At 34.1% G+C, this 26,171-nt stretch carries 23 protein-coding genes; 17 read left to right on the forward strand and 6 right to left on the reverse strand.

The window, feature by feature from the left end:
• Positions 1–13: 13 nt before the first annotated feature.
• Together HPY57_03185 and HPY57_03190 are read right to left on the reverse strand one after the other, a co-directional pair.
• Positions 14–3,553 carry a hypothetical protein gene (locus HPY57_03185; GenBank protein NPV10773.1) on the reverse strand — a complete coding sequence of 1,180 codons (3,540 nt, stop codon included), beginning with the start codon at positions 3,551–3,553 and terminating at the stop codon, positions 14–16.
• A gap of 22 nt (positions 3,554–3,575) precedes the next feature.
• Entirely contained in the window at positions 3,576–6,326 is a 2,751-nt protein-coding gene (locus HPY57_03190) for a TonB-dependent receptor (GenBank protein ID NPV10774.1), read from the reverse strand.
• Between the two features lie 275 nt (positions 6,327–6,601).
• Here HPY57_03190 and HPY57_03195 point away from each other — a divergent pair, with 275 nt between their 5' ends.
• Entirely contained in the window at positions 6,602–8,458 is a 1,857-nt protein-coding gene (locus tag HPY57_03195) for a T9SS type A sorting domain-containing protein (GenBank protein ID NPV10775.1), read from the forward strand.
• A 74-nt stretch (positions 8,459–8,532) separates the two neighbouring features.
• On the opposite strand, the gene HPY57_03200 is transcribed toward HPY57_03195, so the two are convergent.
• The 4 genes from HPY57_03200 to HPY57_03215 are packed head-to-tail and all read right to left on the reverse strand — an operon-like array spanning position 8,533 to position 11,171.
• Complete coding sequence (locus tag HPY57_03200; protein NPV10776.1) at positions 8,533–9,231, reverse strand: tetratricopeptide repeat protein; 699 nt, start codon at positions 9,229–9,231, stop codon at positions 8,533–8,535.
• Between the two features lie 14 nt (positions 9,232–9,245).
• A complete protein-coding gene (locus HPY57_03205) occupies positions 9,246–10,289 on the reverse strand; it encodes a PHP domain-containing protein (protein ID NPV10777.1) in 1,044 nt (347 codons plus the stop codon).
• A 2-nt stretch (positions 10,290–10,291) separates the two neighbouring features.
• A complete protein-coding gene (locus HPY57_03210; protein ID NPV10778.1) occupies positions 10,292–10,867 on the reverse strand; it encodes a tetratricopeptide repeat protein in 576 nt (191 codons plus the stop codon).
• A 1-nt stretch (position 10,868) separates the two neighbouring features.
• On the reverse strand, positions 10,869–11,171 hold the full coding sequence (locus HPY57_03215) for a hypothetical protein (protein NPV10779.1): 303 nt from the start codon (positions 11,169–11,171) through the stop codon (positions 10,869–10,871).
• Between the two features lie 281 nt (positions 11,172–11,452).
• On the opposite strand from HPY57_03215, the gene HPY57_03220 reads away from it, so the two are divergent.
• The 16 genes from HPY57_03220 (at position 11,453) to gatB (ending at position 26,170) form a co-directional block, all read left to right on the forward strand.
• Complete coding sequence (locus HPY57_03220; GenBank protein NPV10780.1) at positions 11,453–12,136, forward strand: CDP-alcohol phosphatidyltransferase family protein; 684 nt, start codon at positions 11,453–11,455, stop codon at positions 12,134–12,136.
• Between the two features lie 65 nt (positions 12,137–12,201).
• Complete coding sequence (gene efp / locus HPY57_03225) at positions 12,202–12,768, forward strand: elongation factor P (GenBank protein ID NPV10781.1); 567 nt, start codon at positions 12,202–12,204, stop codon at positions 12,766–12,768.
• 2 nt (positions 12,769–12,770) lie between these two features.
• Positions 12,771–13,277 carry an acetyl-CoA carboxylase biotin carboxyl carrier protein gene (gene accB, locus HPY57_03230; protein NPV10782.1) on the forward strand — a complete coding sequence of 169 codons (507 nt, stop codon included), beginning with the start codon at positions 12,771–12,773 and terminating at the stop codon, positions 13,275–13,277.
• 30 nt (positions 13,278–13,307) lie between these two features.
• Positions 13,308–14,660: an acetyl-CoA carboxylase biotin carboxylase subunit gene (accC, locus tag HPY57_03235; protein ID NPV10783.1), complete on the forward strand. Its 1,353-nt coding sequence runs from the start codon at positions 13,308–13,310 to the stop codon at positions 14,658–14,660.
• Positions 14,661–15,041 (forward strand): glycine cleavage system protein GcvH, encoded by a 381-nt coding sequence (gcvH, locus tag HPY57_03240; GenBank protein NPV10784.1) that lies wholly within the window; start codon positions 14,661–14,663, stop codon positions 15,039–15,041.
• Between the two features lie 81 nt (positions 15,042–15,122).
• Positions 15,123–16,661 carry a glutamine-hydrolyzing GMP synthase gene (gene guaA / locus HPY57_03245; protein NPV10785.1) on the forward strand — a complete coding sequence of 513 codons (1,539 nt, stop codon included), beginning with the start codon at positions 15,123–15,125 and terminating at the stop codon, positions 16,659–16,661.
• Positions 16,618–18,513, forward strand: a complete 1,896-nt coding sequence (locus tag HPY57_03250) for an ABC transporter substrate-binding protein (GenBank protein NPV10786.1) — start codon at positions 16,618–16,620, stop codon at positions 18,511–18,513. Before guaA ends, HPY57_03250 begins: the two co-directional genes overlap by 44 nt.
• A 15-nt stretch (positions 18,514–18,528) precedes the next feature.
• Positions 18,529–19,221 carry a DNA repair protein RadC gene (gene radC / locus HPY57_03255; protein NPV10787.1) on the forward strand — a complete coding sequence of 231 codons (693 nt, stop codon included), beginning with the start codon at positions 18,529–18,531 and terminating at the stop codon, positions 19,219–19,221.
• Positions 19,218–19,496 carry a hypothetical protein gene (locus tag HPY57_03260; protein ID NPV10788.1) on the forward strand — a complete coding sequence of 93 codons (279 nt, stop codon included), beginning with the start codon at positions 19,218–19,220 and terminating at the stop codon, positions 19,494–19,496. The genes radC and HPY57_03260 overlap by 4 nt, the downstream gene beginning before the upstream one ends.
• The gene (locus tag HPY57_03265) at positions 19,480–19,806 is read left to right on the forward strand and encodes a hypothetical protein (protein ID NPV10789.1); all 327 of its coding nucleotides are present in this window, start codon (positions 19,480–19,482) and stop codon (positions 19,804–19,806) included. Before HPY57_03260 ends, HPY57_03265 begins: the two co-directional genes overlap by 17 nt.
• A 228-nt stretch (positions 19,807–20,034) precedes the next feature.
• On the forward strand, positions 20,035–21,042 hold the full coding sequence (locus HPY57_03270) for a PhoH family protein (GenBank protein NPV10790.1): 1,008 nt from the start codon (positions 20,035–20,037) through the stop codon (positions 21,040–21,042).
• Positions 21,039–21,935 carry a hypothetical protein gene (locus HPY57_03275; protein ID NPV10791.1) on the forward strand — a complete coding sequence of 299 codons (897 nt, stop codon included), beginning with the start codon at positions 21,039–21,041 and terminating at the stop codon, positions 21,933–21,935. Before HPY57_03270 ends, HPY57_03275 begins: the two co-directional genes overlap by 4 nt.
• 1 nt (position 21,936) lies before the next feature.
• Complete coding sequence (locus tag HPY57_03280; GenBank protein ID NPV10792.1) at positions 21,937–22,842, forward strand: GNAT family N-acetyltransferase; 906 nt, start codon at positions 21,937–21,939, stop codon at positions 22,840–22,842.
• A gap of 204 nt (positions 22,843–23,046) precedes the next feature.
• On the forward strand, positions 23,047–24,177 hold the full coding sequence (locus HPY57_03285; GenBank protein ID NPV10793.1) for a 5-(carboxyamino)imidazole ribonucleotide synthase: 1,131 nt from the start codon (positions 23,047–23,049) through the stop codon (positions 24,175–24,177).
• A gap of 7 nt (positions 24,178–24,184) precedes the next feature.
• Positions 24,185–24,676, forward strand: a complete 492-nt coding sequence (purE, locus tag HPY57_03290; GenBank protein ID NPV10794.1) for a 5-(carboxyamino)imidazole ribonucleotide mutase — start codon at positions 24,185–24,187, stop codon at positions 24,674–24,676.
• A 51-nt stretch (positions 24,677–24,727) separates the two neighbouring features.
• On the forward strand, positions 24,728–26,170 hold the full coding sequence (gene gatB, locus HPY57_03295) for an Asp-tRNA(Asn)/Glu-tRNA(Gln) amidotransferase subunit GatB (protein NPV10795.1): 1,443 nt from the start codon (positions 24,728–24,730) through the stop codon (positions 26,168–26,170).
• The last annotated feature ends 1 nt before the right edge of the window (position 26,171 follow it).

Genomic DNA, 26,171 nt, shown 5'->3' on the forward strand with positions numbered 1-26,171 from the left:
ACTCCACACTCTTTTACTTAATGATTGCAAATTTTAAGAGTTTCTCCCCAAGATTAGGAGCTTCGATATGAGCAAAATAAATTCCATAAGAAACACTGAAACCATCACGATTCAATAAATTCCAGAAAGCTCTGCCATTTTCAAGTCCTGACGAATGATGAATGGTTTGAACAAGTTCACCAGCTAAAGTATAAATTCTAATTGTACATTCGGGTGGTAAGTTTTCGAAATAGATTCTTCGTTCACCTCTGTTTTGACCGGGTAACTTGTTTGTCGGTTCAATATCATTTACTACGACATAAGGATTAGGAACAACATAAATATTATCCAACCTGGATTTAGCAAGTGATGCATCAAATTTCGAGGCTTCTGTCTTGAAATAAAAAACATCAGCAGATTTGAACGGTCTTAAAGTGCGAATATAAAACACATCACCAGCAGAAGGCAGAACAGGTGATTTACCTGATGGCGGATAGAAAATCACACCCCATGTTGTAGTGTCCGTAGTCCTACCTGTTGATCCAGGTTTGAAGAATATAATTTCTTCACCAGCAGTGTAGTTTGTATCTCGAGTCAGAGCATTTTCTTTTAGATAAGTTAAAATTGGTTTAGGAACTCCAGTGGTTACATCTTTAACAGAATATTTAACCGGAACTTTTACCAATCTTCCAGCAACTAAAATCATTGCAGAGTCAATGTAAGTATCCGAGAAATGAATTTCGTAATCAGCTTCATTAGGAATTATCTTACCGCCAATTGTCGCTTTTTGAACTCGATGAGTGAAATTACAATTACCTGCAATCCATTTAGTATTAATTGAATCAATCTTAAGCTCTGGATAATCAATAACTTTTAATTTCAATCCGTCAATAACTGGATTTCCATCTTCGCCTCTTAGATATTGACTTTGATAAACTGGATAATAACGATATTGAACTGTGTACTTCTTATTCAAGCTCATTGAGCTTGTTGATGTTCTTCGAATAATTCCTCTTTCAAAGTCAACAACAAAGTCAACATTTTTTACATAAACATTGCCCTGTTCATCTTTTACTTCTAAATAGCTGTCATCACTTATAAATGGATGTGAAAGTTTTGTAAAATTCGTATCGTAAAAAGTAATGTTTCTATCTATCACTGGAGTGAGTTTCAGGACAGAATAATTTTTACCGGCTGTCCATTTTTTGTTGATATAAAGGCTGTCTCTAAAATAAATCCGATACTCTGAATTCTCTTCAACTTTTAAATCATTCAAAACTTCCAGAGTAACTTCACCATTTCCAATTCCGCTTTCATGAACTAAACTTTTTGTACTGGTAGGTGTGATAATATATCCATTTACTCTTGGTCCTGGAATTACCATTACAGTATTTACATCAAATTGAAGTTTATTGGTGATTGGATCAACTGTGATTTTCTTACTCGTTTCAGTTGGTGGAATTCCAAGTGAATCTCCGTGATCATAAGCAACAACAGCATAATAGTATGTTTGCCCATTTATTACATTATTGGAATCGACATAAGAGTGAACTAATCCTCTATTATTTCCAAGATAGTAATGAATACCTCTGCCTTGAAATTCAACTGGATGATAACCTTTCCAGTAATCAGGTGCCTCAGGATCCCACTGACCATTTCCATTCATATCCACATAAGGTTCGCCAACATCGTATTTGAAGTTTGAGTTTAAATCAGTATAAGGTTCGGGGCGAACTGAAACATCCCATTTGCATTCGTTACCATAAACATCTTTAAGCGGCTCATACAAAAATTTAGCTCCCTTGCCGTCGGTAATAGTTTGGATATCGTTAAATGTTGGATCTGTACTTCGATAAATCACATAACCTTCAAAATCTTTTCCTGTAATTGGATCAATACTTTCTTCTGCTCGAGTATCCCAGTAGAGTGTAACTTTTCTATCACCAGGGACAGCAACAACATTTGGTTTTAATGGAGGTCTGAAAAATCTGTAATTAGCATTGTAAATTCTTTGAACAGTTTCAGCTGTCGTTAAAAGATCATCAAAGTTTTCACCAAGTAAAAGAGCTATTGAGAATCTTTTAATTTCACCTTTAGAAAGAGAAATAGGACCACTTCCATAAATAAAGACTATATCTTCAAGTTGTCGTATCTCACCAAAGTTTCCGGCTTGAATTCTAAACCACATTGACTCATCATTCGCGACTTTATCAGTATTCCAGGTCCAGCTGTTGAAACTCGTTAATCCAATTTGATCTGATTCATCAAGGTCAGTTAATTCAAAATTCGGTTCACCAGGATAAAGCGGATCCAGTGAACCATCAGGTAGTCTTTTACCAGCAGTTGGAACTCCATCTCCTTCACCATAATCGCCTGTATTTGGAATACCATCAATTCCGACATCATCAACCAGAGGATTCCAGTCTTTATCATTATCAATTCCATCATCCTGTCGTTCATCTATCATTCCATCACCATCATCATCAAAATTATTTCCCGGATTGCTTGGGCTTTCAAGATATTTACAGCCCAAGTAACCTACAGGCAATCCGAGATGACCTTTTCCATCATCATCCCAGAGGTACATCATACTTCGTGCGTAAACAGGTACGGAATAATTATGTGGATCAATAAAAAATCCGTGATCGTCACGAACTTCATCACCGGGATCAGCAGGCAATCCACCACCAACATCTGGATCACCATACATTCCAAAATAAACTGAATCAAGATTCTTATCACTCACATTTGCAATTGTGTAAACAAAGAAGATTGTATTTTCTGCAAGAGCGTTACTCCATTGCAAAGCTCTTCCATCAACCTGAACTCCTAATCCTCTTCGTGTTGAATCATTTATGAATGGCCAGTAAGGAAATTCAGAATTATCTCTGTCATCCATTGCCCAGAATACTTCAAGATCTGCATTTGTTGCATCTTGAGCCAGATAACCAGGCCAGACATATTTACCTAAAGTCGGATTATACCATTCACGAGGCCAACTGTCGGGCTTACCATCGTTATTTTTATCTTCAGCAGGATTTGAAGCCATAAATTCTTGATCAGGATCTGCATAACCTGGGAGAGGCTGCCATGCCCAGAGTGTATCGCCAGTCGGACTTACATCTCGCAAATTCGGATAATCCCATACACCATCAGAAACAATGTGAAGTCTTTGCGTTGAATCATAACCACTCGGAACCGATGCTGCAACAAATGGACAGAAAGTGAAAACATAAGATACACCACGCCAGACAACATTATTAACATTTCTTAATAACCCATAACCTGGAGCAATTCCACCGTAGTTATAAATCTCTGTGCTGATCTTATTTCCATTCATAAAGTAATGTTTTCGATCAGCGTGGGTTTTTGTCTTTTCAAGCTTTTTAATTATGCCCTTTTGAAAATCATAAATTGTTGTCTCGGTCTTATAATTTTTTGAACTATTTAATTTCGATTGAATTAAATCCTTAACCTTTTGATGTTCCTGTTCTCGCAATGAATTATTTTGCCCGAATGAATTTTGTAAAAGTAAACTTATTAACAGAATTGAAATGAATGAGAATGTTCTCATAATTTTTCTCCTCTCAACGATTTTAGAAGTCAATTTCAAATCCAAGTCTCACCTCTCTTGGAGGTTGATAGTAATGAGGACGGGTAAAGTATTCCTCAGGTGAGTGAACGAGAGGAATTCGCTGTGAAAGTTCTTCTGCAGATTTTGCACCACCACTTGTGTATAGCAATGTATATGTTGCGCGGCCCGTATCGTCGTAAACCAGTCTTTCAATTAAGTTATCAAATAGATTAAAAACTTTTGCAAAGGCTGTAACTTTAAAGCCAAGCAACTTAAAAACTTTTTCTGCAAATAAATTCACAACAAATTGAGATGGTCTTCTTCCACTGTTTGTTCGTACATAAACTTGTTTTCCAGTAATCTGAGGAGTGTATGGCAAACCTGTTCCAATTTTGTTGACGATGGTTACAGTCCAGTCATTAATTTTACCAAAAGTCACTGTTGTATTTAATGAATGAGTTTGATCCCATGCAAGGAATACAGGAATTTTTTCACTTTGTCTTCCTGAAGATAGATCGAGGAAGAAAGCATCTGGATCTGTATCGTTTCCTTCGGCAATTTGAAAAGTATAATCAACAGTCACGCCCACCGGACTTGAAGGGCTTCTCCTTTTAACAAGTGAAAGAGTTATCCCTTTAATATTGCCATAATCTTTGTTTACATACTTGAGATAAGTTCGATCACCGCTAACACGAATTGTTTGAAGAGCTAACAAATCACGAACATCTTTATAATAACCGGTTACATTCATTGCTAAATCGTCGAGTAAAAGCTGTTGCAATCCAATTTCGTAAGTAACTGTTTTCTCAGGATTAAGATTTGCATCACCGAATATTGGAGTTCCTGTTGCATAACTCGATTTGAAATTTGGATTTGTATAAAGGTATTGGAATGGGGGCATCTGGAAAAAATGTCCATAACTAAAATGAATGATTCCCCGATCAGTTATTGGGAAAGAAAAACCAAATCTTGGACTCAGTTGATGTTTTGGTGTTGCATCTGCGAGTATAGAATTTTTATCAACATAAGTTGGAAGTGACGGATCATTTGGTGATGGCCACAATGTGTTGGTTGAATATTTCGATCTTGAATTAAAGTAATCGTATCTCAAACCAATATTCATAATAAAATTTGCATACTCCATCTTATCTTGAATGTAAAATGAAAATTGAACCGGTTTTTTAGTATAAAGATCGTGGTCTGGTGTGTTTAAGTCTGGTATAGTTGGAACTAAATATCTGACTGTGTCCCTTTTAATCACAAAGCTTTCATAATCCAGAATGTGAGTTTTATTCTCTGAACCAAATTTAATTTCATGTTCATTTGAAAGCTGGCTTGTGAAGTCAAACTTCAGTCCATAAGTTTTTGCTCTTTCGTAGCTGTGGCCATTTCTCGTTCCGCCAAAATAAAATGTGTAAGTAACTGGTCGGGTTAATTTTTCAGTTGGTTGGTATCGAGGATCGGGCTTTAAGTTTGCAGTCCCCATCCCGGGGTAATAATCAACTGGATTTCCATTTTGATCTAAAAGTGGATAAAGATATTGTTTGTAATCATTAAAGTTATACATCAATTTTAATGTGTAAAATGTGCGTGAGCTTAAAGCATGTCTGAAATCAATTGAATTAACATATCCTTTTTCATAGTAATTATAATCTGCATCGGGGTTGTATTTGAAATCATGTGAATAATATTTGAAGTAATTATTCGAGTAAAGAAGATCATAATTAATTTTTATAGTTGAAGTAGGTTTAATTGTAAGTTTGAATGTTCCGCTAAATTTTCTACTTGGATTCATTGGAACGATTGCATCATCTCCCGACTTAGCAATTCTGATATCATTTGGATTTGCAGGATTAATATAAACTGAATCCCACGGATTGTGTTCTCTTACTCCAAACAACCATCCTTTGTTATCTTCATTTCGAGCGGAGATAAAGAAATTCAGTTTATTACTTGAGAATGGAACAGGTCCACTGAAGGTCAATTCCGTTACATTGTTACTTAAAGGATTTACATCTTCGACATTAAAAAAGATATTTTTTCGTGTGCTTAGAAAGTCGCCAGTATAAAATGAGATATGTGCACGATACTCATTTGTTCCTTCTTTTGTAATTGTATTAACAACGCCGCTTAGTGCATTTCCATATTCAGCGTTGAAAGTCCCGCTAACAACGGAAATTTCTTGAACAGCATTTGTGGCTATTTCAACCATTGGAGTATTATCAAAAGGATTTGAGATTGCAACTCCATTCACAGTATAAGCAATTTCATTTGTTCGACCACCACGAATATGAAGCTCACCGCCCACACCTTGAGTTATTCCAGCCTGAAGTGAAAGTATCTGATGAATACTTTCAACTGGTAAAGCTTCTATTTGACTTGCATCTATTGTAGCCTGAGTTGAAGTTAGGTCTTCACGAATCAATGGTGATTGAGCTTCAACTACAATTTCTTGAAGTTCAACTGCTTCTTCACTTAATTCAATATTTAATTTCGTTGTAAAATCTGCCGAGACTTTTACATTCTTAATTATTTTCTTTTCATAACCAATTGCGGAAATAACTAGCGTGTAAACGCCGGGTGGGACATTATTAATTACATAAAACCCATCGATGTGTGATGCAGTGCCAAAGTTGGTTCCTTCAATAATGATATTAACTGAAGGAATTGGCTCTCGAGTTTTAGCATCAATTACTCTTCCCGTAATCTTTCCTGTGGTTCCAGCAAATAATAAATACGGGAATAAAATAAGAAGGTAAATAATTCTTTTCATAAGTCCTCATATTTTTTGTGGTGGGTTGAATATGTTTTAATTAAATTCATCCTAACCGAAATTTTTATTTCAAAATATTAATAGAAAAATTTTAAATCAAATCACAATAGTCAAGCAATAGATTGAATAATTTAGAATTCTTGATATTCTTTTAACAATTTTTTTAAGTTTGTAATAAATTACAGTTTGAACAAAACAATCATCCTGTGAGGTGATAACTAAATGAAAAAACCTTCTAAAAAAATCAAATCAATCAACAAATCATTGGAGGTAATATGAAAAAACTCACATTACTAATTGCGTTGCTTTTAATCGGAGCAACAGCTTACTCACAGGTTCGCCTTTCAACTTACTATAACTATCCACTTCTTTCAGCAGGTACCTATATGGACTCAGTCCTTAATGGTTTAAAAAGTATTCGAGGCTGCTGGTTTGATAAAGATCTGGATGGTGATGGTAAAGCAGAAATACTTGTAACTAACTACAATGATCTTGGTCATGTTAATGTTTTCGAAGTAGTTGGGAATGACTCAATTGAACTTGTCTGGACATCACCTAAGGTTACAACTGGTGGCGGTGGTTCAACTCCAAGATATGTTATTACCGGAGACTTGGATAATGATGGTAAAAAAGAAATAATATTCCAATCTAATAATAATGGAATCTTCATTTTCGAATGGGATGGTGTTCCTGGAAGCAACAATTTTGGAACTTTGCCTTCACAGGTAATTAACTCAACTACTTTACCGGAAATGACAGGAATCTCTGGAAACACTGAATATATGGAAATTGGTGACCCAGATGGCGATGGACAAAATGAATTATTAGTCTTCTACAATTCAACACCAAATGCTAATGATAAATTTTATATAATTAGCGCAATTGGTGATTGGAGTACTGGTGATCCTGGCTTTTCAGGGTTCCAGGCTGAATATGCAAAGAGCAGAATTGATCTGGCAACCTGGGATATGAACGCTGGAACACCTTACTCAATGCATATCGCAAATTTTGATGGTCAAGGAAATCCAGAGCTTCTTTTCCAGGCTTGGAACTTCAAAGCTGTTACTCCTTTGAGAGTTCCAGCAGCTAATACTTATGTTGAAGCCGATACAACCAACGGCAAGCAAAGCTTAAGATTAAGCAATGCAGATGATGTCGCTCTATTCGGCGGTGGAACATTTGATATTGATGGTGATGGCAGAGAGGAAGTTTATCTGCCAAATTATCATTCAACAGGTAGTAATTATGTAGGATGCATCCATGTCGTTCATTATCCTCAGGGAAGTTCTACTGCTGAAATTGATTCTACAAATGTTTTTGTCTTGAACTTTGCTCAAGCTGGTGTCCTTGATGAAGGACTTGTAACTTTTGGTTTTGGTTATGGTGATATTGATAAAGATGGAAAACCCAATATATACACATCAAGCACTTATGGTACAACTGGATGCAATGTAGTAACAGCAGAATTTCAAGGCGGAGATAAAACTAACCCAGCAAACTGGACTTTCTCAAAACTTTATCCAGGTGACCCATCAATTTATACTCAAAGAGTAATTAGAGATTCAGCTGGAGTAGTTGATACTGTATTTACAATTGATAATTCATTTGCTTCTAAAATTTATGGCAGATATACAGATATTGATAAGGATGGTTTCGAAGATATTATTCTTCCATACCAGGCTTTATCTGATAGCGTAATTCATAAATCAATTCAATGGAATAGCTCCACAAATGAATGGGTTACGGTTGATTCTGGCAAAGTTGCAAATCCAAAGAGATGGGGTTTAAGAGTAATTGAAGGTACAATCGGAACCGGTGTTGAAGCAAAAGATCTTACAATTATTACTCCTGATGATTATAAGCTTTATCAAAACTATCCAAATCCATTTAACCCATCAACCAAGATCTCATTCTATCTCCCAGTCGATAAGAAAATCTCTCTTAAGATTTACAATCAACTTGGCCAGGTTGTAAAAACATTAATTAATGATCAAATGTATGAAAGAGGTTCTCATGAGTTAATCTGGGATGGAAAGAATGATGCAGGTAAACCGGTCTCGAGCGGTATTTACATTGCTCAACTCAAGTTTGGAAACTTCTCAAAAGAAATTAAGATGATGTTGGTTAAGTAAGATTTGCATTAACAGAACAAAAAAGGCTGTCACTTCGACAGCCTTTTTTGTTTTAAAGATATGAATTGTAAAAATTATTCTACTGGTATTTGGAATTCAACAATATATCTTTCGTAATCTCTGGCTTGAGCAGAGTTTTGATATTCTTTTTTGATCAAATCAAGTAATTTTTTAGCTTCATCTTTTTTGCCAAGTTCAGCATTTAATCTTGCCGCATAAAGCAAGTATTCAGGTGTTGAAACTTCACTCGCAGCAACCTTTGCAGCTTTAACATATAATTTTGCAGCTTCTTCCTTGTTACCTTTTAACTCATAACAAGCTGCAGCACCGGCCAGAGCAGTTGCCTGAAATAATTTATTATCTCCATCATAATCTTCATAATATTTCAATGCTTCATCAATTTTTCCTAATTGATAATATGAATTTGCCAGAAAAATTTTTGCAGCCTCTCCGCTTTCTGTATTTCCATACTCATCGGCGATATATTTTAAACCTCTAATTTTCTTTGCAGGTACACCATCAATTGCTTGTTGGTATTGTCCCTGATCATAAAGATTAATGACATTACCAAGCATTGTAGTAGCTTCAATTTCCCGCTCTCCGGATCTTCTTACAAAATAAATTATAAGAAAAACTATTACTACAAAACTTCCCAATCCGATAAGGATGGTTTTCTGATTTTCTTCAAAAAAAGTTTTTGCTTTGAAATAAGTTTCAACAAGTTTATCCTGTTTAATCTCTTTTTTTGAAATTTTTTTCTTTGGTGCTAACATAGATTACTCCTTAATTAAATAAATCTGATATGATTTGAATAAATCCAGGGCTTATCTTCAAAGTAAACTTCAACTCGATAAATACCTCTGTTAACAACATTCCAGGTTGCTTCATCACCAATGACAGTATCAATTAGTTCTCCATTTTTAATCAATCGAATTGAAGCAACAACTTCAGGGATTTTAACTCTCAATCTCAATTCTGAAATATCAGATGGGATTGTATCGCCCATGTGAAAAACTTTACCTTTAGCTTCAGCAAAAAATCGAAATCCTTTTGGATCGGCATGATAAAAATTTGAGACATAACATCTTCCAGATTTCAATGCTTCGTAAACGAGTTTTTTGTTGTATTCGAGCTTGCTTTCATCCCTAATTAAAGGTTCAGATGTAAATAAATTGGTACGTACTGATTTAAATAAAACTTTGTAAGGGAAAATCTCTACTTCAAAAAAACCAAACATATTCTGTTTGTAAGCGTGAGCATCCACACCACCAATTCCAACGACCTTTCTTTCAAGTGATTTTTTGTCCCAGAGTTTTAATGCTTCTTCATTTGGTCCTTCGACTGTTCGCAATGGATGCATAAATCTTTGAAGTTTATTTTGCTCGGTCAATCCTTCCATCCATTCTGACATATGATTCCAAATTTCAATTCCATCATAATCATCGGTTGACCAATCAGTCCATGGATAAGGTGGATGCTCTTTCATATGTTGTCTTTTTTCAAATGGATGAGCGATAAATCCAATCCCACCCTCTTCTTTAACTTTTCTCACATATTCTGCTGCAGTCAAACGATTATCAAATGTGTTGTTTATCCCAAAAGCCAGATAATGATTTTGATTTTTTTGATCGTTTATTTCTGTACCAATTAAAACAAGGGTCGATCCATACCAACCTTCAAGTCCATCTTTTAAAGGTCTTAATGTATTATGGTCAGTCATCAGTACAATATCAACACCCACTTCGCTTGCATAACGTGCGATTTCCGGAATTTCACCTGAGCCATCTGAATAATTGGAGTGAACATGAATGACTGAGCTATATTCGTACATTCTTACTGCAAACCTTCAAGCGATTCCTTTGCCATCTTGCCAAGATCTGAGTTAGGATTACTTTTCACTAATTCTGTCCATACTTTCCTTGCCTCATCCTTCTTACCTTGCATCACATAAACAACACCAAGGTTGTATTTTGCAACCTCATTATTCTTTTCAAGTCTGATGATTTTTTTAAGGTAACTTTCAGATTTGTCAAACTTTTGAAGGTTAAAATTAACCTCAGCTAAAACATTTAATACATCAAGTCGATCAGGATTAATCTTCAACAAGTTCTCAAAATAAGTTTCAGCTTCATCAAATTTGTGTGCCTGCAGCAAGAAAAATCCGAGATGATTTAAAGCAATTGTATCCTTGGGATTATTATTTACGATTTGTTTGAGTGAATCAATCTTGCTAAGCAATTCCTTATCCATTTGCATTGATTGCTTATTTCTTAAACCTCGATGTATCTCATCATCAGGTATTTGAGTTTGGTTTGATTTTTCAGCTTCTTTTGAAACTACGAAATATGCTATCATTCCTACTACAACCAAACCAAGAATTAGATATAAATATTTTATCTGGAATTTCATTTTAGTCTTCTACCTCAACAAGTGTTTTATAGTTTAGTTTTTTATTTACTACATAATTATTTGCAATTTCAAAAATAATGCTGCTTGCTTCCTCGTTTGCTGCATCGTCAAATGCTTCAAAATCCTCTTCAGAATCAAAAACATAAATTTCTTCAAATTCGTAAGGATTCTTTTTATCTCTATAAACTGAATACTGATAGCTCTCTTCTGATAAAAGCGCCTTTAGATAAGAAATTTTCTTAAGATACTTATCAATTTTATCGGAATATACAGAATAACTTATACTAAAAATTACTTTAGGCATTGATATAACTCCTTAATAATTTGGTTTAACTCTACAAATTTACAAAGGACTAATCTCTAAGACAATGAAATTTTTAGGTTTTTCATTTTTTTTAAAAAATCATCAACAAATTTTAATATTCTTTTTACCTATATGAATACAACCCTTTGAAAATTACGAAGTCTTTCCAAGTTGCTTTTTTCCTTCCATTTTTGAATACAATTATTCAAAATCAAAAACTCATAGGTTTTTTAAATTCAGCGCATATTAGTTACATTTGAATATCTATTAAGGAATTTTGAATGAGTAATGTTGAAACACATAAAAGAGAAACTCAAACTTTATTATCATTTATCGAAAAACCAGCCTTAATTTGGCTTGCCAAAAATCTGCCTTCTTACTTTACCCCTGATGTGCTTACTGTTTTAGGTTTGATTGGTTCATTACTAACTGGACTTGGATATTTTTTAACCCTCTATAATAATTATTACCTCTGGCTTGCAAGTTTCGGATTGCTCGTGAATTGGTTTGGCGACTCTCTGGATGGAACAGTTGCTCGTTTCAGACACATTGAGAGACCTAAATATGGTTTTTTCATAGATCACACACTTGATTCAGTGAGTATGATTTTAATTGGTTTTGGTGTTGGACTTTCACCTCATGCACGGTTTGACTTCGTACTTCTGGCATTAGTTGGTTATTTATTAATGTCAATTCTTGTATACATTAAAACAGTTGTTCATGGTGTATTTAAAATTTCGTACTTCGGGTTCGGACCAACTGAGGTAAGATTATTTATCATTTTAGTGAATATTATTGTCTTTTACTTTGGTTCAGGTGATTTTCACATTTTTGGTTTCGAATTAACATTCATAGATATTGCTGCAGCATTTTTTGCAATTGTTTTATTTATTTTCTTCTTTGCATCATTAATAATCGAAGGTAAACAACTAAAATTAGTCGACGAGAAAAAACTAAAAGCTTAATTCTTGTATTTCTAAGGTTCAAAAATTAAATTGTCCCTTCGAAGTTCAACAAAAAGAGAGAGAGTATGGGATCAACACAAGATTTTAGACCAGGGTTAATTATAAGATTTAATAACGAACTATATCAAATCGTAGAATTTCAACATGTAAATCCCGGTAACTGGCGTGCATTTGTCAGAACAAAATTAAAGAACATAAAAACAGGACGAGTTATTGAAAATCGTTTCCGCGCTGGTGAAAGCGTCGATATTGTTCGTGTCGAGCGTCATCAATTTCAGTATCTCTATAAAGATGGCGATATGCTTGTATTGATGAACACCGAAAATTTCGATCAGATCAATGTTCCTGAGGAAATTTTAGGCGAAGGCACAAAGTTTCTTAAGGAAGGGATTACTCTGGATCTTTTAATGGATGGCTCCACAATTGTATCAGCAGAGCTGCCGATCTTTGTGGATCTGGAAGTTGTTCAAACAGAACCTGGAATTAAAGGCGATACAGCAACAGGTGGTTCAAAACCAGCGAAATTGGAAACTGGAGCAGTTGTATCTGTGCCTTTATTTATCGATGAAGGTGATATAATTAAAATTGATACCAGAACAGGTGAATATGTCGAACGAGTAAAAGAGAGGTAAAAATGGATTTAAATTATCTTAAAAAATTATTAAAGATTGTTGATGATAGTGGCGTGGATGAAGTTGAAATTGAAGAAGAAGGAACTCGAATAAAAATTAAAAAATCACCAACTTATAAAAGTGACTCGCAAAATGTTTATCCTTATGTATTTCCACAGAATTTTCAAATTCCAGTTCAACCTCCAGTAACTCAAACACAAGTTCAAATTCCTCAAGCTGCAGTAACAGAGGAGAAAAAAGCAGTTGAGGAGAAAAAACCAGAAAAGAAATATCATGAAATCAAATCTCCGATAGTTGGAACTTTCTACCGAGCTCCATCACCAGATGCTGAGCCATATGTAAAAGTTGGTGATACTGTTCAAGTTGGACAGGTTCTTTGTATTGTAGAAGCGATGAAACTAATGAATGAAATTGAAAGTGATGTGAATGGAAAAATTGTTCAGATACTGGTCGAAAACGCCCAGCCGGTCGAATATGGGCAAACTTTATTTTTAATCGAGCCATTATAAAAATAACTTGAACAAATCGGGTAAAAATAAGTGTTCAAAAAAGTTTTAGTTGCGAATCGAGGTGAGATTGCACTTAGAGTTATTCGTGCTTGCAAAGAATTAGGTATCAAAACAGTTGCAATTTATTCCGAGGCTGATAGATATTCATTACATGTTAGATTTGCTGATGAGGCAATTTGTATCGGACCTCCACCAAGTAAAGAAAGTTACTTAAACATTCCAAGAATTATTGCAGCTGCAGAAATAACTGGCGCCGATGCAATCCATCCAGGTTATGGTTTTTTAGCTGAGAACGAAGATTTTGCAGAAATTTGTGAATCCTCTGGCATTAAGTTTATCGGTCCATCAGCTGAAAGCATTCGTCTGATGGGTGACAAAGCGACTGCAAAAGATACGATGAAAAAAGCTGGTGTGCCTGTTGTTCCAGGCAGCGAAGGAACAATAAGTAATTTAAATGAAGCATTGCATGTTGCCAATAAGATAGGTTTTCCCGTCATTATTAAAGCAACCGCTGGCGGCGGCGGCAAAGGAATGCGTGTAGCAAAATCCAGCGAGGAATTTGAAAGATTATTCATTCTTGCAAGAAACGAAGCTGAAGCCGCTTTTGGCAATCCCGAAGTCTACATCGAAAAATATATTGAAGAACCTCATCATGTTGAAATTCAAGTTCTTGGTGATCAGTACGGTAATGTAATTCATCTTGGTGAGCGTGATTGTTCAATCCAGAGAAGGCATCAAAAATTAATTGAAGAATCACCATCCCCTATTGTTGATGAAGAACTTCGTGAAGCAATGGGTGCAGCTGCTGTTGCTGGTGCAAAAAGCGTAAACTATGAAGGCGCCGGCACAATTGAATTCCTCGTTGACAATAAAAAGAATTTTTACTTTATGGAAATGAACACGCGAATTCAGGTTGAGCATCCTGTGACTGAGGAATTGTATGGGATAGATTTAGTTAAAGAACAGATTAAAATTGCCGCCGGTGCTCGAGTAAAAAAATTTAAAGTCAAACCTAAAAACTGGGTTATCGAATGTAGAATTAATGCTGAAGACCCAGATAAAGATTTCAGACCTTCTCCCGGTACAATCACAGTTTTTCACCAGCCCGGCGGAATTGGTGTAAGAACCGATACTCATGTTTACGCGGGATACACTGTGCCTCCTTTCTATGATTCTTTAATTGCAAAGTTGATTGTTAAAGGCTCAGATAGATTTGATGCAATTAAAAAAATGGAAAGAGCTCTTGAAGAATTCATTATTGAAGGAGTGAAAACTACTATTCCATTTCATCTCAAAGTTATGAGAGATGAAAACTATCGAAATGGTAAATTTGACACTCACTTCATTGAACATTTTAATTACAAAAATTCGGAGGAAAAATAAATGCTAATTCCAGAAGATCTTAAATACACAAAAGAACACGAATGGGTTCGTGTTGAAGGAAATATCGGGACAGTCGGAATTACGGACTTTGCCCAGAGTGAACTTGGTGATATTGTTTTTGTCGATTTAAATAAAAACTTAACAGAAGTTACTCAAGGTCAAGTATTTGGTACTGTTGAAGCAGTAAAAACAGTTTCCGATTTATTCGCACCAGTTTCTGGTAAAATTATTGAGTTTAATAATGATCTTGAATCAAATGCCGAAGTAGTTAACAAAGATCCTTACGGTAAAGGATGGATGATCAAAATTGAAATTACCAATCCTTCTGAACTGGATAACTTACTGGATGCCAATGCATATAAAGCCCTTATCGGCAAATAATTTATTATTAGAACATAGAAATATTTAGAGAGACGGACTAATTCCGTCTCTTTGTTTTTTAAACAAATCTGAAATTTAGAGATGAATGTAGATAAAATTTTAATTATAGATTTCGGCTCTCAATATACTCAGTTAATTCTGAGAAGAGTTAGAGAGAACAAAGTTTTCGCAATTCTAAAATCGAACGAAATCTCAGTGTCAGAAATTCTTGCTGAGAATCCAAAAGGAATAATCCTGTCAGGTGGACCCTCATCCGTTTATGATATAAATGCACCTCAAATTACACCCGATATCTTGAAATTAAATATTCCAATTCTTGGGATATGTTATGGCTTTCAACTAATCTCAAAATTATCAGGCGGAATTGTAGAAAGATCTGAAAAAAGAGAATTTGGTTTAGCTAAAATAAATATTAAAAATAGAAATCAGTTATTTGATGGTTTACCTGAAAGTTTTAATGTTTGGATGAGTCATTCAGATAAAGTAATTCAACTGCCCCCAAATTTTATCACCCTTGCTTCAACAATTAATACTGAATATGCTGCGGCTTGTAATCCTGATCAAAAAGTTTATGGTGTCCAATTTCACCCTGAAGTATTTCACACTGAATTTGGAAATGAAATAATTAAAAATTTCCTATTCAAAATTTGCGATTGTCAACCTAACTGGCAGATGAAAAATTTTGTTCAAGAAAAACTTAAAGAGATAAAAGAAAAAGCAAATGATAATTTGGTTGTCTGTGCTTTAAGCGGTGGAGTTGATTCGACAGTTGCTGCTGTTTTGGTTCACAAAGCTATTGGAAATAAGCTTCATTGCATTCATGTTGATACTGGATTGATGAGAAAAAATGAAAGCGAAAATATAATCAATTTCTTTACTCAGAATTTTAAATTGAACTTGCATTTCATCGAAGCATCCAAAATTTTTCTGGAGAGATTGAAAGGTGTAATTGATCCCGAAGAGAAAAGAAAAATTATCGGTAAAACTTTTATCGAAATCTTTGAAAATGAGATCAAAAAAATTGGGGAAGTGAAATTTTTAGTTCAGGGTACTTTATATCCCGATGTGGTCGAGTCAGGTGCATTTTCAAAACATTCAAGCGTAATTAAAACACATCATAATGTTGGTGGACTCCCAGAGAATTTAAAATTTGATTTAATAGAACCACTGAGGGAGTTGTTCAAGGATGAAGTAAGAGAACTCGGTAAAGAATTACAAATTCCAGAAGAATTTTTAAAGCGTCATCCGTTTCCTGGTCCTGGTCTTGCAGTAAGAATCATCGGAGAAGTCAATTACGAAAATTTGCAATTACTTCGTGAAGCAGATTCAATTTTTATAGAAGAATTAAAAAAGCATAATCTTTATGACCGCGTCTGGCAAGCTTTCGCTGTTCTTTTGCCAGTCAAGAGTGTCGGAGTTATGGGAGACGAAAGAAGTTACGGAAATACAATTGTCTTAAGAGCCGTCACAAGTGTAGATGGAATGACAGCTGATTGGGCAAAATTAGATTACGACTTTTTGAATCTTGTTTCTAACAGAATCATTAACGAAATTAAAGGTGTTAATAGAGTTGTTTATGACATTACTTCAAAACCTCCAGCAACTATTGAATGGGAATAAATTAATACTGTTCTTTTCCATTCTTATTTTCCAACAAATTTTTGCTCAACAATCTGATTTCGAAAAAGGAATAAATTATTTCAACGAAGGGAAATACGCTGAAGCTATAAAATTACTCGAAAAATTCGTAATCAAAGAAAATGATCATTCTGAAACAGCAAATCTGATTTTAGTTTTAAGTTTTTTCAAATTGAATAACTTTGAAAAAGCTTCAATCCTTACCCAAAGATTTATTACAAATTACCCTGCTTCTAAATCATTACCTGTAATTTTAGAGACACAATTAGCAATTGCTATAAAAGAAAAGAACTTCTCAGAAATTGAATCTGCTCTTCTAAAACTTGATAAATTTAATCTCAGCAAAGACCAGCTTGATGAATTCTATGGCGTCTTTACCCAATTACTTACCGTACTCAATCAAAATCAAATGGAATATCTTGAGAATAATTTAAGAAATCCTCTCTTGAAATTTGCTTATCATAAAGCTTTGCTTGTTAAATCTATAAATGAACTGAATCCAAGCTCGATTAAAAAACATTACAGCTCATTAATCCAGACTGGATTACATTCTGACTTGCTTACGATTAGGAAAATTGGAGTTTTAATTCCAGCCTCACAAAAAACAGCAGCGACTGAAAAAAGTATAATCGATGGTCTCAAGTTAGCGGTTCATAAATTTAATAACGAGGAAGAAAACAAAATCGAAATTAAAATCTACAAAGGTGACGAAAAGTTTTTAGAGAAAGCTCTTATCGAACTGGCAAAAGACCCTGAAGTTTTATGTGTAATTGGTCCGCTTTATTCGAGTCAGTTTAAAAATATTGCGATCCTTGCTGATAAATTGAAAATTCCGCTAATAAGTCCAACAGCAACAGCAGCAGATATCTCAATAAAATCCAAATTTATTTTTCAATTTAATCCAACTCTGGATGTTCGCGGTTCAGCAATGGCAAAATTTGGAATTGAAAAATTAAATTCATCACGAATTGGAATTTTAAGCTGCGATAATTCGACATATAAACCAATTGTAAATGAAATCAAGAAAAAATTGAAATCTTCGAAAGCTGAGATTCTAATTGATTTAAACTGGAATGAAAATAAAAAATCATTACCAGCAAAAATTAAAGAAATTAGAAAAGCTGCTGTCAATCGTGATCTCGTCTTAAGATTTAATCAACTTATGGATTTTGAAACCGAACAAAAATTAATTGCACTTGGACTTACCCATGAAATAATTGACTCACTAAAAAACATCGAAGCTGAAGTCAGTATCTTTGAAATTTTTGGAAAAGATGCAGAAAAAGTTTGTAAGACAAACAAACTATCATATTACAAAAGAAGTCAATCAATAATTGACGATTTAAACATACCTGTCTATTCTTTAGATGCATTGTTAATTACAATTTCAAATCCAGACTTAATTCCAGAAATTACAAACGAACTTCAAAGACAAAATATCATCACACAAATTATTGGTAATGATCTCTGGAATTCTTTAGATGACTTATTAAGAGGCTATCCATCAACAGATGGAGTATTCTTTACATCAGATTATTTCGTAGATCAGGAGTCAAAAGAAATAAATGACCTGATATTTGAAACTCAAAGTCTAAAGATTTCTCAACCCAACAGAAACTTTTTTTATGGTTTCGAAACTATGAATAAAATTCTTCACAATTGGGATTCTAATATCAACCGAGAAAATTTTTACGATTATCTGATTGGTGACAGAGATTATGAAGGATTTAGTTCAGATATAATTTTAAATCAAAATGGAGTGAATTGCTCTGTTTTTATTCTACAATATAAAAATCGAAAAATCAGAAAGATTGACAGAATAATTTCAAATTAATTAAAGGAGGGCGCTATTAGAGTCAAAGATTTACCCATCGACGATAGGCCAAGAGAAAAATTAGAACTCAAAGGTCCAGGAGCATTGAGCGATGCTGAATTGATGGCTATAATTTTAAGGACTGGTAAGAAAAACAAATCGGCAATTGAAATAGCAAAAGAACTCCTGAGAAAATTTGGCAATTTGAAAGAACTTGCAAAAAAAGACTTTCGAGAAATCTTAAATGAATTTAAAGGTGAAGGAATTGGTAAAACAAAGGCGATAACTCTTCTCGCTGCAATTGAATTAGGAAAACGAAGCACTCAACTTGATTTCAAAAACGAGGAAGTTCAAGTCCGTGAGCCAAGAGTAATTTTTGAAATTATGAATCCTATACTCTCCCATTTGAATGTTGAAGAGTTTCATATAGTCATCTTAAATCGGAAAAATGTCGTGCAAAGTCATCAGCTTGTCACCCGAGGAATTCTTGATTCGAGTTTGGTCTCTCCACGAGAAGTTTTCAAGATTGCAATTGATCATAGAGCTTCCAGTATAATTCTGGTTCATAATCATCCGAGCGGCAACCTCGAACCAAGCAAAGAAGATATTAAAGTAACTGAACAACTTTATCAGGCTGGGAAATTACTCGAAATCCCGGTACTGGATCACATTATTATCGCTAATAACTCATACACAAGTTTTCTTGAACGAAATTTAGTTTTCAAATGAAAAATTATTTCAGTCCCGCTCAATTCTTTCTAAATGTAAAACTTCTTATCACAGTTTTTTGGTTAATATTTTTCTCTGGATGTTCATTCTATGCCTCCGATGAGGAGATAAAAAATCTGGAAAATTTCAAAAAAGAAGTATTCACACTCGAAGAAGAAGTCAAAAATTTGAAGTTACGGCAGTTAGAATTGTTTAAGGAGAAATCCGAACTGACAAAAAAACTCAATGAATGTCAAAAATTAAGAGATTCACTGGCAAATGCAGGTAAAAATTAGAAACAGGAACAAATCAAGCCAATCTTTGATTAAAACTTGTGGAATTTTCTTTTTATTCATCCTTTTTTTGACTATAAGCGGCTGTTCAAAATCTGAAAGATTATCTAAAAAAGACTGGTTTTATTTGATGGAAGATTTAAGATTACGAAAAAACAACCTTGAACTTGAAAAAAGTTATCTGAAAGAAGTATTAAAAGATTCTTTGTTAGTTGACTCGCTTAGAATTGAACTTAAAAATTGTAATGACGAAATCGAAAAGTTCAAAGAATTTGATTCAAGTCAGGTAGGAAAAGGATTTTTCATTGACTGATTTTCAAAATATTTGCTCAAGTGCAATCGGAAATTTTAATTGGTTTAACTAATTTGCATCAGGTTTTAGACAAAATTCATTTGATTTTTTATATTAAACTATGATTGATAAAATTTTCAAAACAAACTGAAAGGAGCTAAGTCAAAGACAGATGTTAAATTTAATCGATACTTTTTATAATCCTATTACCCCATCCTTTACTAATGGGGTATTTTTGTATTTAAAAAGATGGAGGGCAGAGAAAAAGTGACAGCGATCGAGAAAAAATTGAAATTAAGCAATGTCGATATGATGACTCTCTTGGGAGTTAATGACCAGAATATTTCATTAATCGAATCTTATTTTACTACAGTTATCTCAGTTAGAGGAGAAAACATTTTACTAAGAGGAACTCCTGAGGAGATCGAAATTCTTGAAAAAGTTTTTAATGAGCTTGCTTTCCTGGTGAATAAAAACAGACAACTGACTCAGCAAGACATTGAACTTGTAATTCAACTCGCAAAGAATGGGAAGGAAGTTGTTTCAGATACTGATATTGATGCGGCTATTCTCTTTACGAAAAATGATGTTATAAAAGCAAAAACACCCGGCCAATTTGAATTCATTAAAGTTGCAAGGAAAAATGATATAGTTTTTGCAATTGGACCAGCGGGTACAGGCAAAACTTATTTGTCAGTTGCTCTGGCAGTTGCGGCATTTAAAAATCATCTCGTCAGTAAAATAGTCTTGTGCCGTCCAGCAGTTGAAGCTGGTGAAAGTCTTGGATTTTTACCTGGCGATTTTCGAGAAAAAATTGATCCATATCTGCGTCCGCTTTATGATGCTCTCGAGGATATGATGCCTTACGAAAAATTAAAATATTATCTCGAAAGAAACCAAATCGAAATTGTTCCACTCGCATATATGCGTGGAAGAACTTTGAACAATGCTTTCGTAATTCTCGACGAAGCTCAAAATGCAACTGCACTTCAAATGAAAATGTTTTTGACAAGACTCGGTGCAAATTCAAAAGCAATCATTACCGGTGATGTTACACAAATTGACCTGCCGAGTAAAAAAGAAAGCGGATTAGTTCAGGCACAAACAATTCTTGCTGGAATTGATGGCGTCGCATTTGTTTATTTCACAAAACAGGATGTTGTTCGACACAAACTTGTCAAAGATATTTTAAATGCTTATGAAAAATATCAAAACGGGAATAACAACGAAAAACAAAATTCTGAGGTGAACAAGTGAAATATCTAAAATTAATCTTTATTGCTTCGGCTTTTTTCTTTACAAATGTTTTTTTGTTAGCTCAGGAAGAAGATGTCTTTGAAGACTCGGTACAAACCGTCGAAGTTTATTTAATTGATAACTACTTGAAAAGCGATAATGAAAAAGTGCTTGTCCTAAGCTGGATGACAAACCTTCCTGTGAAATCGCAAGTTGAAATTGAAGACATAGGCTTATTCAATGTAAGCGATACTCTGACAGACTTTCATCAAACAAGAATTGATTTAAGCAGCTATCAGTTCAAAAAAGAAGAATATTACTTTAAAATAATTTCTGAACTCGAGGATGGAACCAAACAAGAAAGCGAAGAATATTCTTTCCTTGTTCCACTCAAAGAAAAGATTACAACTCAAAGCTCTACAACAACTTCAACAAAAACATCAAGCTCTTATTATTTGTACAATTTTGTATTAGGAATGTCACTCTGGCTTTTGCCTTCTCCAGCTATTGCAATTGAAGATGGTCAATCAAAATTTGCAATTCTAAAAGACTTTCCTCTTGTCAGTATAGGTTCTTCTTCTGCATACAAAACTTTTCCCTATGTTTATTTTTATGCTGGTTATTTACACATTCCAGATGGTTTCATTAAAAATTCTTTTCGATTAGGAACAAAATATTTGTATGAAATTTCCAACCTGAAACATTTTGTTAGTGTTGGAATTGGAGGATTTACAAACTTCAAAGGGAAAAACGGAATTAATGGTGAGATAGGTTTCAGTTTCCTAAAAATACTGAGAACTTTTGAGCTGACAGCAAATTATTCTTATAACTTTCTTCCTTCATCAAAACACCACTTCCATTTATTTAGTATTGGACTATTCACCTCATCCTTCTCACTAAATTTGAATTACTAATATGAACATACAACTACTAAATCCAGCCGATTTGAAAGAAGCAGCTAAATTTTGTCGTATTAATATGAAATACGACATTATGCCTGATTTTCTTTTCAAAGAAAAAGCATTTGATGACCCGGATTTTGATCCAGAACTTGCTTTAGTCGTCAAAGAAGGTGAAGAAATAATCGCCTTTATGATGGGAGTGATTCGTAATCATAAAAAAATTGGTAAGATAGGATACATTAAATTGATGGCGGTAAAACCATCAGAAAGAAGAAAAGGAATTGCAACCAAACTTTACAAAATTTTAGAAGATAAATTCATCAAAGAAGGTTGTGAAAAAGTAAGAATTTATGAATCACATCCAAATTATTTTCAACCAGGAATTGATCCCTTATACACCGAAGCAATATGTTTCGCTGAACGACTTGGCTTCAAAAAATTCAACGATACTGCAAATATGATTTGCAATTTGGTCGGACAAAATTTCGATACCTCGAATGATGAACAAAGACTGCTCAATGATGGGATTATTATCAAAAGAGCTGAGAAAAACGATTACGAAAACACAATGAAATTTATCCTTGAAAATTTTGAACTCTGGGAAAATGAAGTCAATATGGCTTTCAAGAACAACCCGATTTCAATTCATATTGCAATTTATCAGGATCGAGTGGTTGGATTTTCAGCTTATGACACAAATAATTTGAACACAGGTTGGTTTGGTCCAATGGGCACAAGTCCAGAAATGCGCGGAAAAAATATCGGCGGAGTCTTGTTAAAAAGATGCTTGAAAGATCAACAAGCTCAGGGACATCAATTTGCAATTATACCGTGGGTTGGACCAATTCCATTTTATTCACATTATTGCGGAGCAAAAGTTCAAAGAGTTTTCTGGAGATATGAAAAGTTGCTGAAGTAGTAAATTTTTATTACGATAAATTAAGCTTTTAGATAATCGAACACTTTTGTTGAAATCAATTTTCATTATCCTTTAAAATTTTAGAAAAGGATATTTGAATTAAGTGATTATTTAATTTAAATCACATCCAGCGTCACTTCTTCGCTCAAAGTGATTTTTTCATTAATTTTGCATCAAAATCTGATAAGATTGAAAATCTGATATATGTCTTATACAATTGGAATTTTAGGTGGCGGGCAGCTTGCCAGAATGTCTGCTCTCGCAGCATATCGATTGGGCTTCAAAATTAATATCCTCGAAAAAGAAAAAAACTCTCCTGCCGGTCAAATAACGTCAAATGAGTTTGTTGGTTGGGTCGATGACAAAAAACTGCTCAAAAAATTTATTGATAGTTCAGATATAATTACCCTCGAAAATGAATTCATCGACAGCGAGCACCTCAGCTGGATCGAAAATCAAAATAAAAAAGTTGTCCCATCAGCAAAGACAATTAGTTTAATTCAAGATAAATTAATTCAAAAGCAAACTTTCAAGAAATCAAATCTACCAGTACCAGAATTTATTGAAGTAAAAGCTAATTCAACTTATAACGAGTTGAATAAAATTTTTGGAAATAAGTTTCTTCTTAAATCAAGAAAATTAGGCTATGATGGATACGGCAATGCAACAATCAATAATGAGTTTGACTTCTCAAATGCAATAAAAAAATTGACCAATCGTCATTACGACTTGATGGCTGAAGAATTTATTGATTTCAAGAAAGAACTTGCAATAATGGTAGTTAGAACCAAAAAAGAAATAAAGACTTATCCTGTAGTTGAAACAATTCAGAAAAATCATATCTGTCATCTTGTAATCGCTCCTGCTCAAATTGAACCATACCTGATTGACGAAGCAAAAGAGATAGCTGTTGAAGCTGTAAAATCAATTAAAGGTTACGGTATCTTTGGAGTTGAATTTTTCCTTACAAAAGACAATAAAATTCTAATCAATGAAATAGCTCCAAGACCACATAATACTGGACATTACACAATTGATGCCTGCATCACATCCCAATTCGAAAATCATATTCGAAGTGTTTTGAATCTTCCACTGGGTTCAGCTGAAATGATATATCCTTACGCTGTAATGATCAATCTTCTTGGTAAAGTTAATCGAGAAAACAAAAAAATTAATCTCACCAGAGTTTTAAAATTTGAAGATGCCCATCTTCATATTTATGGTAAAAGGTTCTCACGAGTTGGCAGGAAAATGGGACACATCACATTCTGCGGAAAAGATCTCAATTTAATTTACAAAAAAGCACTTGAAGCAGAACAAGAAATAATCATATAGGAGAAATATGAAAAAGAAACCTCAAGTTGCAATAATTATGGGTAGCGATTCTGATTTTCCAATAATGCAGGAGGCAGCAAATGTTCTAAAAGAATTTGATGTTGAATATGAGTTAAAAATTGTTTCAGCTCATCGTACACCTGGATTTATGGCAAAATACACAAGCACAGCACACAAAAGAGGAATAAAAGTTATAATAGCTGGTGCTGGAGGTGCAGCGCATTTACCTGGAATGTCAGCTTCTTTTTCTCCCCTGCCAGTAATTGGTGTTCCAATTAAAACAAAATCGATGGATGGTCTTGATTCCCTCCTTTCAATTGCTCAAATGCCTTCTGGAGTTCCAGTTGCAACTGTTGCAATTAACAACGCTCGAAATGCTGGATTACTCGCTGTTCAAATTCTGGGAATTTGTGATAAAAAGCTTTTCAAAAAAGTCGTTGAGTACAAAGAAAAACTTGCAAATGAATCAATGAATAAAAATAAAGTTCTCGCTAAATAAGTCTAAATTTCTTAAACAAATTTCAAACAGTGAAAGAGAGAAAAATTTTTGATGAACTTCGAAGCAGTAATTGGACTTGAAATTCACGCACAGCTTCTGACAGACTCAAAACTTTTCTGTGGATGCTCAACAAAATTTGGCAATCCGCCTAATACAAATGTTTGTCCTGTTTGTATGGGCCATCCCGGAGTTCTGCCAGTTCTGAATAAAAAAGCTGTTGAATACACAATTAAAATGGGATTGGCTACCAATTGCACGATTAACAGAAAATCTGTCTTTGCGAGAAAAAATTATTTTTATCCTGATTTACCCAAAGGTTATCAAATTTCTCAATATGAATTTCCTCTTTGCTCAAATGGTTATCTTGAATTAGAAATCGAAAACGAAAAAAGAAAAATCAGAATTAACAGAATCCATCTTGAAGAAGACGCTGGCAAATCCATTCATGATCAAGGTCCTTATACTTTACTTGATTTCAATCGGTGCGGAGTTCCACTAATCGAAATTGTTACTGCACCTGATTTGAGAAGTCCAGAAGAAGCCGGAAAATTTTTAACTGAAATTAGACAAATCGTCAAATATCTGGGCATTTGCGATGGAAATATGGAAGAAGGAAGTTTGAGATGCGATGCGAATGTCTCTATCCGCGAAAAAGGCTCTGATATTTTAGGTACAAAGACAGAAGTAAAAAATATGAACTCAATTCGATACGTTGTTGAAGCATTGAAATGTGAAATCGATCGACAGATTGAAATTTTATCAAATGGTGGCAAGATTGAACAACAAACACTTTTGTGGAATTCGGATAAACAAACTGTTGAACCGATGAGGTCAAAAGAAGAAAGTCACGATTACCGTTATTTCCCCGAACCTGATCTGCCACAACTTGAACTTGATGAAATCTGGTTAGAATCAATTCGCAAAACTTTGCCAGAACTTCCATCAATTAGAAAACTGCGATTAAAATCTCAATACAATCTTCCCGATTACGATGTTGAAATTCTGACTACTGAAAAAGAATGGGCTGATTACTTCGAGGAAACAGCCAAACATACAAATGATTATAAAGCCATTAGCAACTGGTTTATGACGGAAATTTTAAAAATCATAAATGAAGAAAAAATTTCTATCCAAGACTTTGTGATCAAACCAGAATGGCTCGCAGAATTAATTAACTCAATAAATAATCAAACCATTAGTGGTAAAATTGCGAAGGAAGTCTTTAATGAAATGTTGAGCAATCCACAACCTCCTCAGGAGATAATTAAGAATAAAGGGCTAGTGCAAATAACAGATGAAAATGAAATAATTAAAGTTGTTGAAAAGGTTTTAAATGAAAATCAAAAACAGGTTGAACAATATTTGAGCGGTAAAGAAAAAGTGTTTGCTCATTTTGTCGGACAGGTAATGAAAGAGACAAAAGGTAAAGCAAATCCAGGTCTTGTAAATAAAATTCTAAACGAAAAATTAAACGCCTTGAAATCAAAAAATTAAT

It is taken from the genome of Ignavibacteria bacterium (assembly GCA_013177855.1).
In the GTDB taxonomy this organism is placed as follows: domain Bacteria; phylum Bacteroidota; class Ignavibacteria; order Ch128b; family Ch128b; genus Ch128b.

Coding starts and splice junctions, on each gene's coding strand:
- HPY57_03265 (NPV10789.1), top strand. CDS start 19,480: ATGCAGGTAAAAATTAGAAACAGGAACAAATCAAGCCAATCTTTGATT.
- HPY57_03185 (NPV10773.1), bottom strand. CDS start 3,553: ATGAGAACATTCTCATTCATTTCAATTCTGTTAATAAGTTTACTTTTA.
- HPY57_03195 (NPV10775.1), top strand. CDS start 6,602: ATGAAAAAACTCACATTACTAATTGCGTTGCTTTTAATCGGAGCAACA.
- gcvH (NPV10784.1), top strand. CDS start 14,661: ATGCTAATTCCAGAAGATCTTAAATACACAAAAGAACACGAATGGGTT.
- HPY57_03280 (NPV10792.1), top strand. CDS start 21,937: ATGAACATACAACTACTAAATCCAGCCGATTTGAAAGAAGCAGCTAAA.
- HPY57_03220 (NPV10780.1), top strand. CDS start 11,453: ATGAGTAATGTTGAAACACATAAAAGAGAAACTCAAACTTTATTATCA.
- accB (NPV10782.1), top strand. CDS start 12,771: ATGGATTTAAATTATCTTAAAAAATTATTAAAGATTGTTGATGATAGT.
- efp (NPV10781.1), top strand. CDS start 12,202: ATGGGATCAACACAAGATTTTAGACCAGGGTTAATTATAAGATTTAAT.
- HPY57_03285 (NPV10793.1), top strand. CDS start 23,047: ATGTCTTATACAATTGGAATTTTAGGTGGCGGGCAGCTTGCCAGAATG.
- purE (NPV10794.1), top strand. CDS start 24,185: ATGAAAAAGAAACCTCAAGTTGCAATAATTATGGGTAGCGATTCTGAT.
- HPY57_03260 (NPV10788.1), top strand. CDS start 19,218: ATGAAAAATTATTTCAGTCCCGCTCAATTCTTTCTAAATGTAAAACTT.
- HPY57_03270 (NPV10790.1), top strand. CDS start 20,035: ATGGAGGGCAGAGAAAAAGTGACAGCGATCGAGAAAAAATTGAAATTA.
- HPY57_03210 (NPV10778.1), bottom strand. CDS start 10,867: ATGAAATTCCAGATAAAATATTTATATCTAATTCTTGGTTTGGTTGTA.
- HPY57_03215 (NPV10779.1), bottom strand. CDS start 11,171: ATGCCTAAAGTAATTTTTAGTATAAGTTATTCTGTATATTCCGATAAA.
- guaA (NPV10785.1), top strand. CDS start 15,123: ATGAATGTAGATAAAATTTTAATTATAGATTTCGGCTCTCAATATACT.
- HPY57_03200 (NPV10776.1), bottom strand. CDS start 9,231: ATGTTAGCACCAAAGAAAAAAATTTCAAAAAAAGAGATTAAACAGGAT.
- HPY57_03250 (NPV10786.1), top strand. CDS start 16,618: ATGACATTACTTCAAAACCTCCAGCAACTATTGAATGGGAATAAATTA.
- HPY57_03205 (NPV10777.1), bottom strand. CDS start 10,289: ATGTACGAATATAGCTCAGTCATTCATGTTCACTCCAATTATTCAGAT.
- HPY57_03190 (NPV10774.1), bottom strand. CDS start 6,326: ATGAAAAGAATTATTTACCTTCTTATTTTATTCCCGTATTTATTATTT.
- gatB (NPV10795.1), top strand. CDS start 24,728: ATGAACTTCGAAGCAGTAATTGGACTTGAAATTCACGCACAGCTTCTG.